Below are 12620 nucleotides of genomic sequence, written 5' to 3'. Positions count from 1 at the left end.
GCATTTTGACAGACGGTGTAAAGTTATCTTTGGTCGTGCTAGTTTAATGTCAAATTTTCGTATGCGTGGGCAAAACGTCAGTCAGAACATAGAGTTGGCGCCACGTTTTAAAGCGGTTTGCACGTTGCTAAACCCCTTATTTTTCAGCATTTTTTATTAGAGGCACGGGATTACATGGAAATCGGTCTGCGCGAGTGGCTGATCGTCATCGGCATTATTGTCATTGCCGGTATTCTTTTTGATGGCTGGCGCCGCATGCGCGGTGGCAAGGGCAAGCTTAAATTCCGTCTGGACCGCAACCTGTCCAACTTGCCTGACGACGACGGCGCCGCCGAGCTGCTGGGGCCGCCCCGTGTGCTGGATACGCATAAAGAACCGCAACTGGACGAGCACGACTTGCCGTCGATGAGCGCGCCGGTGCGTGAAGCCCGCGAGCCGTCCTCCAAGCGTGGCAAGCGTGCCAGTGCCGCCGTGGCTGAACCGCATCAGGGTGACCTGAACCTCGACGTGGATGAAGGCCCGAGCTTCAGCAGTCGCGACGATGATTTCCCGGATGAAAACCTGAGCAAGACTTCCGCCGCGCCGCGCCAATCGGTCAACGACCAGCCTGCCGCTGAAGAAGTGTTGGTGATCAGCGTGATCTGCCGCGACGCCGCCGGCTTCAAGGGCCCGGCTTTGTTGCAGAATATTCTGGAAAGCGGCCTACGTTTCGGTGAGATGGATATTTTCCATCGCCACGAAAGCATGGCCGGCAACGGCGAAGTGCTGTTCTCCATGGCCAACGCGGTCAAGCCGGGCACCTTCGATCTGGACGATATCGACCTGTTCAGCACTCCGGCGGTGAGCTTCTTCCTTGGCCTGCCAGGTCCGCGTCACCCGAAACAAGCGTTCGACGTGATGGTGGCTGCAGCCCGCAAGCTATCGCAGGAACTGAATGGCGAACTCAAGGACGACCAACGCAGTGTCCTGACCGCCCAGACCATCGAGCATTACCGTCAGCGCATCGTCGAGTTCGAGCGTCGCGCCCTGACACAAAAACGCTGAGGATTGCTCCTCGGCGTTGTCGGATAGAATAAGCGCACTAACATATTGAGCAGCTTCGGCTGCTCTTTTGCTTTCTGAGAGAACACCCATGACCGCCGCCCACACCCGCATCCTCGAACTGCGCGCTGAACTGGATCAGCACAACTACCGTTACCACGTCCTCGACGAACCGAGCATTCCCGACGCCGAGTACGACCGGCTGTTCCATGAACTCAAGGCCCTCGAAGCCGAGCACCCAGAGCTGGTCACGCGCGATTCTCCGACGCAGCGGGTCGGCAGTGCGGCGTTGTCGGCGTTCACCCAGGTCAAGCATGAGACCCCCATGCTCAGCCTCGGCAACGCCTTTGACGAAACCACCATGCTGGAATTCGATCGCCGGGTCACCGAAGGACTCGACCTGCCGGCCGGCGATCTATTTGGCGGTGGCGCGGTGGTGGAGTACAGCTGCGAACCTAAGCTGGATGGCCTGGCGGTCAGTCTGCTGTATCAGGACGGCGAACTGGTGCGCGGCGCCACCCGTGGCGACGGCACGACCGGCGAGGACATCAGCATCAACGTGCGCACCGTGCGCAATATTCCGTTGAAACTGCACGGCAGCGGCTGGCCGGCGACCCTGGAAGTGCGTGGCGAAGTGTTCATGTCCAAGGCCGGTTTCGAGCGGCTCAACGCCTCGCAACTGGAAGTCGGCGGCAAGACGTTCGCCAACCCGCGCAACGCCGCTGCCGGCAGCCTGCGTCAGTTGGATTCGAAGATCACCGCCAGCCGACCCTTGGAGTTCTGCTGCTACGGTGTAACCACCGACATCAGCGACACCCACATCGGCAACCTGCAACAGTTGCAGAAATGGGGCATGCCCATCAGTCACGAACTGAAGCTGGCCAAAGGCATTCAGGATTGCCTGGACTACTACCGCGATATCGGCGAGCGGCGCAACAGCCTGCCGTATGAGATCGACGGCGTGGTGTTCAAGGTCAACAGCATCGCTTCCCAACGTGAGCTGGGCTTCCGTGCCCGCGAACCGCGCTGGGCCATCGCGCATAAATTCCCGGCCCTGGAAGAACTGACCGAATTGCTCGACGTGGAATTCCAGGTCGGCCGTACCGGCGCCGTCACGCCGGTGGCGCGGTTGAAGCCGGTCAAGGTCGCGGGTGTCACCGTGTCCAATGCCACCTTGCACAACATGGATGAAGTGGCGCGCCTGGGCGTGATGATCGGCGATACCGTGATCATTCGCCGCGCCGGGGATGTTATCCCGCAGGTGGTCTCGGTGGTGCTTGAGCGCCGTCCGGAAAACGCCCGTGCGGTGCCGATCCCCGAGAGCTGCCCCGTCTGCGGTTCCCACGTGGAGCGCACGCAACTGGTCAAGCGCAGCAAGGGCAAGGAAACCGTCAGCGAAGGCGCGGTGTACCGTTGCGTCGGGCGGCTGGCCTGTGGCGCGCAACTCAAACAGGCGATCATCCATTTCGTCTCGCGCCGCGCCATGGACATTGATGGCCTGGGCGACAAGACCATCGAGCAACTGGTGGATGAAAAGCTGATTGGTTCGCCGGCCGACCTCTACAAGCTCAAGTACGAACAGATCATCGACCTGGAAGGCTTTGCCGACATTTCCAGCAAGAAGCTGATCACCGCCATCGAAAACAGCAAATCCCCGACCCTGGCGCGCTTTATCTACGCCCTGGGCATTCCCGACGTCGGCGAGGAGACCGCCAAGGTGCTGGCGCGCTCCCTGGCCTCCCTGGAGCGCGTGCAGAAGGCCTTGCCGGAAGTGCTGACGTACTTGCCGGACGTGGGCCTGGAAGTGGCGCATGAGATTCATAGTTTCTTTGAAGACAGCCATAACCAGGACGTGATCGGCGCGCTGCTGTCGCCGCAGGAATGCGGCCTGCAACTGCAGGATCAGGGCGACCTGAGTGCCGAATTCGCCGCCAGCGCCACCTTGGGCGGGTTGCTCGACAAGTTGCACGTACCGAGCGTCGGCCCCGGCGCGGCGCAGAAGCTGGCGGACAAATTCGTCACCCTTGAAGGCGTGATCAAGGCCGACTGGCTGGACATGCGCCAGGCCCTGCCCGAGAAACAAGCCAAGGCCGTGCGCGAGTTCTTCGATAACGCCGATAACGCGAGCCGCGCCCTGGCCATCGAGCAGCAGCTCAAAGACTTCGGCATGCATTGGAACAGCGAGAAGAAGGTCGTCGAAGGCTTGCCTGAGGCTGGGCACACCTGGGTTCTCACTGGCTCCCTGGAACTGATGAGTCGCGACGTGGCCAAGGAAAAACTCGAAAGCCTCGGCGCCAAGGTGGCGGGTTCCGTGTCGGCGAAGACTCATTGCGTGGTGGCGGGGCCGGGGGCCGGATCCAAACTGGCCAAGGCCAGCGAGTTGGGCCTGAAGGTATTGGACGAAGAGGCTTTCGTCGCCTTCTTGGCCAAGCACAACATCACTGTCTGATGTGGACTGTGGGGTAAACAAGCGTGTTGTGGTGAGCGGGCTTGCTGTGGTGAGCGGGCTTGCCCCGCGCTGGGTGGCGAAGCCGCCCCAACAAGGACGCCGAAGTGTTTCGGATAGACCGAAGTGCCGGGTTTGGGGCCGCTACGCAGCCCAGCGCGGGGCAAGCCCGCTCACTACAACAATGTGGAACGATTCTGAAGCGAAAGTGATCTAGTCTCAGTCACCCAGGGAGAGATCGCCATGTTTCGCTACTTCGAGCAACTCAGTTCGCGCATTGCCGCACCGTTCGTGGCCGGCTCGTCTCGTGACAGCAAGGTCTGGCAGTGCCGTTGCGGCCAATCCCTGTTCTTTCGCAACAGCCAGTGCCTGGCCTGCCAGGCGCTGCTGGGCTACCAACCCCAACAAGCCCGGTTGGACTCCCTGCGGCCCGGCCCGGTGGAAGGCACCTGGCTGCAAGATGGCAACCTCGACGCCGGCGCTTTCCGTCGCTGCGCCAACCTCGACACGCCGGCCGCCTGCAATTGGCTGATCCCGGCCCACAGCACCGCGCCGCTGTGCGTGGCCTGCAGCCTCAATCGCACCATCCCTGACCTGTCGATCGCAGAAAACCATGAGCGCTGGCGCAAAGTCGAAACCGCCAAGCGCCGCTTGGTCGCGCAATTGATCAGCCTTGGCCTGCAAGTGGTGCCCAAGAGTGTCGACGAAGACAACGGTCTGGCCTTCGACTTCGTCGGTATCGACCTGGAGGGCAACGCGCCGATGACGGGCCACGCGAACGGCTTGATCACCCTCGACATCAAGGAAGCCGACGATGCCCACCGTGAAAAGGTACGCGTACAAATGCGCGAACCCTACCGCACGCTGCTCGGTCACTTTCGCCATGAGGTTGGCCACTATTACTGGGATCGCCTGATCGCGAATACCCACTGGCTCGAACCGTTTCGCGCCCTGTTCGGCGACGAACGCGCCAGTTATGCCGATGCTCTCGACCAGCACTACCAGAACGGCCCACGACCGGACTGGCAGCAAACCTGCGTCAGTGCCTACGCCACCATGCACCCCTGGGAAGACTGGGCCGAAACCTGGGCGCACTACCTGCACATGATGGACGCCGTCGACACCGCCCTCGGCTTTGGCATGAGCGCCCGCGAGATGGACCTGGATTACCAGCCATTCCCGCTCACCACCCTCTACGACCCCGAACACCCCGGCGGCGCGGCGTTCCTGTCGTTCGTCAACGCCTGGATCGAGCTGGCCGGCATGCTCAACGAACTGTCGCGCAGCATGGGCCAGCCGGATTTCTATCCCTTCGTGCTGCCACCGGCGGTGATTGCCAAGCTGCACTTCATCCACCTGGTGATCCAGGAGGAAGGTGGCCGAGCAGACGAAGCCGTCACCCTGTAGGAGCCGGCTTGCCGGCGATGCCCGCGCCGCGATAGACACAAGTGCTTGAACCATCGGATATTTTTAATCCAGCCCCAACGGTTGTAACTTCCGATGAGATCGGTACAATGGCCCCGCTTGCCGAGAGGCAGGCGTCGTTATGGTGACCCCATCGGTCCCCCCGCAACGATTACCCGTGAACCTGGTCAGAGCCGGAAGGCAGCAGCCACAGCGGGAACATTGTGTGCCGGGGTGTGGCTGGTGGGGTTGCCTCCATAACGCTCTTCCTTGCAACACCTCCTCAAATTCAATTCAAAAAAATGCTTTCAAGCCATCTGCCATCGTGCAGTCCATGGCGGCATACTCCAGTGCCTGGCATCCGGAGACAACACACGTGGAAAAAGTCGACGACCTCACGCGCGAAAAACTGCGGGAGTGGCAGATGCGGCGCCTGGAGATCAAGGACCGCATCCAATCCCATCCTGAACAGACCCTGGAATTGTCGCGGGTGCTGGACCTTATGGACGACGAGCACGCGGAAATCCTCAGCCAGGCGGAAATGATCCGGTCTGCGGACGTGGCCAATGAGCCCATGCCGCCGCCACTCACTGGCGCCTACACGCTGCAGTTGAATGTAGCCGCACAGAGTGCCGAGGACCTGCGCCGGCTGCTGGATATGGCGGTGTTCGAACTCCAGCAGCAGGTCAATGCGATGACTGCCACGGCTGACGCGGGTCCCCATCGCGGCAATATGTCGGGCTCCCTGGGGGAGTATCGGTTTGAACTGGGCGGTCATGGCAATGCCTGATTCCCTGGCGGCGAGGCACTATGCAACCGGAACACTTTGACTTATCCAGCCCTGTCTTCCTGCCTGTCACGGAGGAAACCTGCACGGCCCTGCTCGGCGCGGACGGCGCCAAGGCCCTGGTCGGTCTGACAGACCCAGAGCTGGCCGCCGTGCTGGTTATCCAGAACCTGGCCCAAGCGGCCGAAAAGGACCTGACCTGCGCGGGCGCCGAGCGCATCTTGGCCAAGTTGCTCGACTGGGCGGTCGATACCCGCGGAGCGGGCGCCGCCACGTTGTTGTCAGAAGCCCAGCGGCTGTTCGATCCACGCAAGTTGTACTTCGGCTTCAACGCCCTTAAAACGGTCAATCTGCGCCTGTTGTCGGTTGAAGAAGTCGCAGCGCGGAATTACCTGTTGCCTACTGGCAAATGGGATATCGGCTACAAGGTCCGCCATCTACGTAGCAATGATCCGTTCAGCCAGCAGATGGTCACGCCCCGGCACCGTGAGCGCTGGCTCAGCCCGGCGCAGGACAAGCTGGTGCGGACTTTCCGTGCCAACCTGAACGAAGACCTGCATGTCCAAGGCTACGCCGGCATTGGCAAGAGCCACCTCCTTGGCGCCTTGATGGAGTGCCTGCGGCCGGCCCAAACCCTGATACTGGCGCGCACCGGGGCAAAACTCGCGACCCTGCGTGAACGCATGGGACTGGCCAAGGACAGCAAGACCGGTTCGACCTTTGCTGCCTTCGCCAAGGCGCTGTTGCAGGGGCAACGACCCGCCGCGCAGGCCACGCCAACTCGGTTGCCCAGCAAACACGAAGTGTCGCAGACCCTGAATATCCACGGCTGGCGTGGTCACGATGGCGTGGCAACGCTTGATATCTGCCTGAAGGTGCTCGACAGCTACTGCCACTCCAACCATCACAGCCTGTCGGCCAGGCATTTGCCGCATTTCAAGCAAGCCTTGTCCAGCGTGGACGCCCAGGCGTTGCTGGAGTATTCCAGCCGGTTGTGGACGTATCTGGACGCCAACCAGCAGTGGGCCGGTCAGACGGCCTTCGCAGCCTTGTTGCTGATCAAGCGCGCGAGCCTCGATGGATGCGTGGTGCCGCCGCGGTACACCCATGTGCTGATCGATGAAAGCCAGGACATTCCACCCTCGTTGTTGCAGATTATCGAACGTGGCCGCCAGGTGCTGATCACCCTTGGCGATGAGTACCAATTGGCCAGCGGTGTAATGGTCAGGCGCAAGCGTGAAGTCCGGCACACCGATATCAATTACTCGGTGCGCTCGGGCCGCAACGTCGAGCGCCTGGTCAACCCGCTGATCAGCGTGCACTCGCAGAAGGGCAAGACGCCCTTCGAAGGCGCGCGGGATGCCGACGTTGGCATTGAGCATTACCCTCAGGGTTTCGTGCCACCCGAAGGCTGCGTGGTGTTGACTGCGTCCCTTTGGGACACCATGAAATGGGCCATTCAGTTGCAGCAGGCTAACTGCCCGTTTGGCTTCCTCGACAGTGGTGCGCAACAGGATTTGCAGCGCTTCATGATCAGCGTCATCGCGCTGTTCAAGCCAGAGTTCTACAGCAACGAGCACAACGACAACGGCCCCCATGCTTACTTCAGCGACATGGACGACTGGCAACAGGTGCGCGATGCCAGCCAGTACGACGAGTCGTTCCTGTGGGTCGAGAGCGAGCTGGAAAAAGGCTTCAACGTTGCCGATATCACGCGCTTGAACCGCCTGAGCGGCGTCCCCGGCAAGCGCTGCCTGCTGATGCTGGCGGAGGAGGCGGGCGGCATGGAGTTCGACCGAGTGCTGCTGACGCCCGAACTGCTGACCAACGTGAAGTTCAAGGACGCCTACGCGTTCGACCAGCGGCTGTGCGCGGTGTACATCGCCATTTCCCGAGCGCGGATGCAGCTTTACCTGCCTTACGACGTGGTCGAGTGGATTGATTTCCACACCTACCAGAAAACCCGTGAATTTCACGGTTACTGATTTATTTAATTCGGCTGTTTCACAACTTTCAGCGGTCGCTCTGGACAACCTAAAACCACCTTGTTAGTTTCCGCCAGCCACTTGTTTCAGAGTATGACAAGGGTGTGCGGTTGATATTGAAGTGCCATCACTTCTTTAACTAACAAGGATGTCTGTGATGAAAAGCCTGCAAGGGTTGCCCCGTCTTATCAGTGCTTCAGTAGGCGCGCCCGGTAAAGCCCGCAACTTGCCTTCCGATGTGCAGTGCATCCAATATTTATTCAATCTGATCATTCCCAAACTGGGCTTCCCACTGGCCGAAAACGGCAAGTGCGACGGTCAGTTGGTGCAGTGCATCAGCCAGTATCAGTTCCGTCATCTCAAATACGCGCACCCCGATGGTGTGATCGACCCGACCGGTAAAACCTTCAACAGCCTGATCGAAGAGGCGGTGAAGGTACCGGTGAAGGCCTTTCCGAGCATGCGCATTCCAAGCTTTCTGAATGCATTCGGTAACAACCAGGGTGACGCGGTGCAAGCCACCGTCAACGTGTACCTGGACCGTATGCGGGCAATGATCGAGGCTGAGCGGCGCAATCGCCAATTGATGCTCCAGGCCACGTGCGATGGCGGCATGACGCTCACCGATACCGATTTTCAGAATGCCGCCAAGCAGTTAGGCAACGGCATTTCGGTGAATGTCATCAGGGCCTTCGCCACGGTGGAGTCCGGTGGTCGCTCGGGATTCGGGCCGGCCAAGTTACCGATCATTGCGTTTGAAGGGCACCAATTTCGCAAGTACACCAAGCATATCTACGACCAGGCGCATCCGCTGCTTTCGTACATCTATGTGAGAAAGGCCGGGCCGCAGTGGCAGGTCAATAACAAGGATCAGGTCAAGGCCTGGGAAACCATGGCCACTGCATTCGCCCTGGACCAGGAAGCGGCGTTGATGTCGGCGTCGTGGGGCATGTTTCAGACCATGGGGTTCAACTACGCCTCATGCGGTTACAAAACGGTGTTTGAGTTTGCCGCGGCATTAAAAGTGAATGTCGGTAACCAACTGAAGGCGTTCCTCGCGTTTTGCGCTAACAGCCCGGCGTTGATGACGGCCATGAAAGCCAAGGATTTCACTTCGATGGCCCGTAACTATAACGGCAAGGACTACGGCAACTATGACGTCCTGATGAAAGAAGCCTACGAGAAACTTGAAGGAAAAAAATAAGATGATCCGTTTTCTAGCAGTGGGTGTGTTGTCGTTGTGCGCCGTTGTCCCCGTATTTGCCGGTTCGCCTGCATTGCATTCCGGAAAATACGAAGGGCTGATGCTGGCGGTGACGCCTGAGCATCAGGTGGAAGGCTATTACGCGGAAGAGATGGGCGAGGGCGTTACTCGCAGCTGCACGTTCTACCTGCAAGGCAAGCCCTCAGCGCTGACCACCTGGAACGACACTGCCTATCCCGGCAGCGTGGCGCCTTCTTCGGACGGCGTGACCCTCACCGTGGCAGAAGGCCGTCAGCATCCGGGTTGCCTCAATGTGCTGATGCCGGAAATTGCCACCGGCCTGGACCTGACCCAGACCGCCAGCAAAAAATGGATCGGCCTGGTCAAGGTCTCAGCCGACAAGGCTTACCTGCTGAAAAATCCAAGTGCCAAGGCGGCTAAACGTCCCTACATCGTCAAGAACGACGTGGTCGGTGTGCTGGCATTCAAGGATGGCTGGGCCCAGGTCGAGTTCATCAACGCAGAGGGTCGCTCGTTTACGGGGTGGATCAGCCAGGATCAATACGCGCGGTTGGCGGCCCCCAAAAGCTGATCTCGAAAACGGCAAAAATCTAGATGTGGGAGCGGGCTTGCTCGCGAATACGGAGTGTCAGTCGCTGGATGCAGTGACTGAGCCACCGCTTTCGCGAGCAAGCCCGCTCCCACATTTTGGATCTTCATCAACCGAATATTTCGCGGAGTAACCCGGCAAACGCATCCCGTGCCAGATGCCGCTGGGTGTCCTTGTGCCAGAACAGCAGGTTGTCCACCGCCTGCAGTTCATCGAACCGGTACGATGCCAGCTGATTGGCCTGCTCATAGCGGGCCAGGATGCCTTCCGGCGCCAGCGCCACGCCAATCCCGGCACTCACGCAACCAATGATCGTGCCCCAACTGGCATAGCTGGCAATGGTCGGCTTGAACGCATGGGGCTTGACCCAGTTCTCCAGCGCTGCCCGATAGGGGCAACCCGGTGGCCATACCAGCAAGGTGCGGCCGGCCAGGTCTTCGGCGCTGCGGATCGGTTCGCTGGAGGCGCTGGCGATCAGCACTAGGCGCTCGCTGTAGACCACGCTGTGTTCGAGCTTTGCGCGTTTGTTGCCAGCGGCCACCAGCGCCACATCCAGGCGATGGTGTTGCAGGTCATCGAGCAGCTCGCCCCAGGCGCCGGTCACCAGTTCCAGGCTGACATCCGGGTAGCGTCGGTGGTATTCCGCCAGCAGCGGCGGCAGACGGCCACTGGCGCTGGACTCCACTGCGCCGATGCGCAGGGTGCCACGGGGTATGGCGTTGGCGTCCACGGCGCGTTTGGATTCGTCCACCAAGGCCAGGATGCGTTCGCAGTATTCGAGGAAAATCTCCCCCGCCGCACTGATTGCCAGCCCACGCCCGGCTCGAATGAACAGCGGCGTGCCCAACTCGCTTTCCAGTTGCTTTATCCGCGTAGTGATGTTGGACGGCACGCAATGCAAGTGCACGGCGGCCTGGGCCACGCTGCCGGTTTGCGCCACGGCTCGCACCATTTTCAGTTGGGCCAGTTCCATTGCTCAGTTCCAGTGATTTCAGAAGTCAGAAACGGTTAATTGTCCTGCGTCTTGTGCGGGCCAAGACTGACGGTATTCCTTCTTTGTTTTCGGATGCCGTCGATGAACACCCCGTCACCCCTGAAGCTTACGCTAGTCATCGCCAGCGTCATCCTCTGTTGGGCCTATTCGCCGATTGGCGTGCACATGGGGCTGCACAGCTACAGCCCTGGCCAGTTGGCGTTGCTGCGGTTCTTGATTGCCTCGATGTTCATGGCGTGTGTGGCACTGGTGATGGGCATTGGCAGGCCGCGCCTGCGGGATCTGCCGTGGCTGCTGGTGTTGAGTTTTTTCGGGGTGTTCCTGCATCACACCAGCCTCAATTACGGACAGCAATTCGTGACGGCAGCGGCGTCCAGCGTGCTGGCGCAATCGGCGCCACTGTTCAGTGTGTTAATCGCGTTCTTCTGCTTGAAGGAGCGGATCAGCGTCTGGCGTTGGAGCTGTGTGTTGCTCGGCCTGCTGGGTGTGCTGGTGGTGATCTGGGGCGATCACGGCCTGGGCGATATCGATCCGCGCGGTTTGTTGATCCTGTTGGCGGCGGTGTCGTGGAGCCTGTACTTCGCCATCCAGAAACACTATGCCCATCGCTATAGCCCGTTGACCATGGCGTGTTACATGGTGTGGGCGGGCACCTTGATGCTCTGCGTGAATCTACCGGGCCTGCCCGCTGCCATGATGCAGGCGCCATTGCCGGAAAACCTCGCGGTGCTGGTGCTGGGGATCTTCCCCAGTGCCCTGGCGTACCTGGCCTGGGGTTATGTGTTGAAACATGTCGAGGTCAGCCGTGCCTCGGTGGCGATGTACCTGATCCCGCCCGTGGCCATGACGATGGCGGCGACGCTGCTGGGCGAGCACATCGCCCTGCAAGTGGTGCTGGGCGGTTTGATCGTGTTGGCCAGCGTGGCCGCCATCAGCCTGGAAGGGCGCTGGCGGTCACTCGCTCAGGCAAAACGCGCGCAGGCGGTGGCCGTCGAGGTCCTCGGCGACGAAGGTGTAGCCGAAATCTAGGGGGGTCGGTGACTGGATAATCGTTGCGCCGCGCTCTACCCACAGGTTGTGCAGGGCATCCACGGCGGCCTTGTCGGCCAGGGACAACCCCACTTCGCCGCCACCGCCCGTGAACTGCGCTGCCGGTTGCACGGTATGGCGTGACCACAGTCCCAGCTTCACGCCATTGTCGAGAATGAACAAGGCGAACTTCGGGTTGAGTTCCACCGGCGGCTTGTCCAGCAGGCGGCTATAGAAGTTGGCGCTGGTGGCCGGGCTGTCGACGTAGAGCAAAAAGTAATGGGCGACGGTGTGCATGCGGGCTCCTTGGCAGCGCGTGTGGTGAGGGAGCCGAGTCTATAAGGCAGTGCTGTCAGTTCCTGTCAGGAGTCTCTCCGGTGTACAGCTGGATGATCTGGTCGATCTCGCCCGACATCTTCATCCGCAACAAGGTACGCAGGATCAACTGCACCGGCACGTTCGGGTCATTGCGTACGGTGCAGCCCAGGTTCTGTTCATCGATCACCGCCACCTTGTGCAGGCGTTTGCCCACCGGCATCCGCTGGTTGAAGCGGTCGAGTATCCATTCATTGACCACTGCGAACTTGAAACGCCCGGCCACCAGTTTGTGCAGCACCTGCTCTTCGCTGCGCGCATCGTCGCGGCTGAGTTGGCCGCCGGCAAACAGCGGGTCGAGGGTGACGTAGCGGTAATTGAGCACGGTGCCGATGGCTTGCGGCGCGAGCTGGTCGATGTGTATGGGGTGCGGGGGAATGTGGGTGCTGACCAACAGGTTGCGCTGCACCATCAGCGGAATGCTCCAGGTGTAGTCGCCGGACTGGTCGTCGACCCAGGCCTGGGTGACATAACAGCGCACATCGATATCACCGTGTTCCATGGCGCTGGAGATGCGCGCCCGTGCCAGTACATGGAATTGCGCAGGGCGGCCGACCTGGGTGGCCAGGCTTAACATCACGTCATACCAAATGCCCTGGGTAGGCCGGCCATCTTCCAGTTGCACCATGGGCATCGCCCAACTGTCGGAAACCGAGAAGCGCAGCGGTGCGGGCGCTGCAAGGCTGGCCGTGGCAATCATCCATAAAACGCCCAGGACTGCGCGCATAAGCTCTCCGGGTTCAGG

11 protein-coding genes and 1 other RNA gene are annotated in these 12620 nt (G+C 60.5%); 9 read left to right on the top strand and 3 right to left on the bottom strand.

Annotation, left to right across the window (positions count from 1 at the left end):
- Positions 1-174: 174 nt before the first annotated feature.
- From zipA to U367_RS0114140, 8 genes are all read left to right on the top strand, one after another.
- Entirely contained in the window at positions 175-1044 is an 870-nt protein-coding gene (gene zipA, locus U367_RS0114170) for a cell division protein ZipA (protein ID WP_028617492.1), read from the top strand.
- An 88-nt stretch (positions 1045-1132) separates the two neighbouring features.
- Entirely contained in the window at positions 1133-3490 is a 2358-nt protein-coding gene (gene ligA / locus U367_RS0114165; RefSeq protein WP_028617491.1) for an NAD-dependent DNA ligase LigA, read from the top strand.
- 240 nt (positions 3491-3730) lie between these two features.
- Positions 3731-4894 carry a zinc-binding metallopeptidase family protein gene (locus tag U367_RS0114160; RefSeq protein WP_028617490.1) on the top strand — a complete coding sequence of 388 codons (1164 nt, stop codon included), beginning with the start codon at positions 3731-3733 and terminating at the stop codon, positions 4892-4894.
- Positions 4895-5043: 149 nt separating this feature from the next.
- Positions 5044-5140: signal recognition particle sRNA small type (ffs, locus tag U367_RS1000000130935), an RNA gene on the top strand.
- 127 nt (positions 5141-5267) lie between these two features.
- Complete coding sequence (locus U367_RS0114155) at positions 5268-5681, top strand: hypothetical protein (RefSeq protein WP_028617489.1); 414 nt, start codon at positions 5268-5270, stop codon at positions 5679-5681.
- Between the two features lie 20 nt (positions 5682-5701).
- The gene (locus U367_RS0114150; protein WP_028617488.1) at positions 5702-7663 is read left to right on the top strand and encodes an AAA family ATPase; all 1962 of its coding nucleotides are present in this window, start codon (positions 5702-5704) and stop codon (positions 7661-7663) included.
- A 157-nt stretch (positions 7664-7820) separates the two neighbouring features.
- Positions 7821-8867, top strand: a complete 1047-nt coding sequence (locus tag U367_RS0114145) for an N-acetylmuramidase family protein (protein WP_028617487.1) — start codon at positions 7821-7823, stop codon at positions 8865-8867.
- Between the two features lies 1 nt (position 8868).
- Positions 8869-9459, top strand: coding sequence for a hypothetical protein (locus U367_RS0114140; protein WP_028617486.1), 591 nt, complete (start codon positions 8869-8871; stop codon positions 9457-9459).
- Positions 9460-9586: 127 nt separating this feature from the next.
- Here U367_RS0114140 and U367_RS0114135 read toward each other — a convergent pair whose 3' ends face one another.
- On the bottom strand, positions 9587-10450 hold the full coding sequence (locus U367_RS0114135; RefSeq protein WP_028617485.1) for a LysR family transcriptional regulator: 864 nt from the start codon (positions 10448-10450) through the stop codon (positions 9587-9589).
- Between the two features lie 102 nt (positions 10451-10552).
- Here U367_RS0114135 and U367_RS0114130 point away from each other — a divergent pair, with 102 nt between their 5' ends.
- Positions 10553-11500 (top strand): DMT family transporter, encoded by a 948-nt coding sequence (locus U367_RS0114130; RefSeq protein WP_028617484.1) that lies wholly within the window; start codon positions 10553-10555, stop codon positions 11498-11500.
- On the opposite strand, the gene U367_RS0114125 is transcribed toward U367_RS0114130, so the two are convergent.
- Together U367_RS0114125 and U367_RS0114120 are read right to left on the bottom strand one after the other, a co-directional pair.
- The gene (locus tag U367_RS0114125; protein ID WP_028617483.1) at positions 11426-11797 is read right to left on the bottom strand and encodes a VOC family protein; all 372 of its coding nucleotides are present in this window, start codon (positions 11795-11797) and stop codon (positions 11426-11428) included. The genes U367_RS0114130 and U367_RS0114125 overlap by 75 nt on opposite strands.
- A gap of 55 nt (positions 11798-11852) precedes the next feature.
- Positions 11853-12602, bottom strand: coding sequence for a substrate-binding periplasmic protein (locus tag U367_RS0114120; protein WP_028617482.1), 750 nt, complete (start codon positions 12600-12602; stop codon positions 11853-11855).
- Positions 12603-12620: the final 18 nt, after the last annotated feature.

Origin of the sequence: Pseudomonas canadensis (assembly GCF_000503215.1) — a bacterium.
Lineage (GTDB): Bacteria > Pseudomonadota > Gammaproteobacteria > Pseudomonadales > Pseudomonadaceae > Aquipseudomonas > Aquipseudomonas canadensis.
The sequence above is the reverse complement of the archived record's forward strand: the minus strand, read 5'-3'. Positions and strand labels throughout refer to the sequence as shown.

Coding starts and splice junctions, on each gene's coding strand:
- zipA (WP_028617492.1), top strand. CDS start 175: ATGGAAATCGGTCTGCGCGAGTGGCTGATCGTCATCGGCATTATTGTC.
- ligA (WP_028617491.1), top strand. CDS start 1,133: ATGACCGCCGCCCACACCCGCATCCTCGAACTGCGCGCTGAACTGGAT.
- U367_RS0114160 (WP_028617490.1), top strand. CDS start 3,731: ATGTTTCGCTACTTCGAGCAACTCAGTTCGCGCATTGCCGCACCGTTC.
- U367_RS0114150 (WP_028617488.1), top strand. CDS start 5,702: ATGCAACCGGAACACTTTGACTTATCCAGCCCTGTCTTCCTGCCTGTC.
- U367_RS0114145 (WP_028617487.1), top strand. CDS start 7,821: ATGAAAAGCCTGCAAGGGTTGCCCCGTCTTATCAGTGCTTCAGTAGGC.
- U367_RS0114140 (WP_028617486.1), top strand. CDS start 8,869: ATGATCCGTTTTCTAGCAGTGGGTGTGTTGTCGTTGTGCGCCGTTGTC.
- U367_RS0114135 (WP_028617485.1), bottom strand. CDS start 10,450: ATGGAACTGGCCCAACTGAAAATGGTGCGAGCCGTGGCGCAAACCGGC.
- U367_RS0114130 (WP_028617484.1), top strand. CDS start 10,553: ATGAACACCCCGTCACCCCTGAAGCTTACGCTAGTCATCGCCAGCGTC.
- U367_RS0114125 (WP_028617483.1), bottom strand. CDS start 11,797: ATGCACACCGTCGCCCATTACTTTTTGCTCTACGTCGACAGCCCGGCC.
- U367_RS0114120 (WP_028617482.1), bottom strand. CDS start 12,602: ATGCGCGCAGTCCTGGGCGTTTTATGGATGATTGCCACGGCCAGCCTT.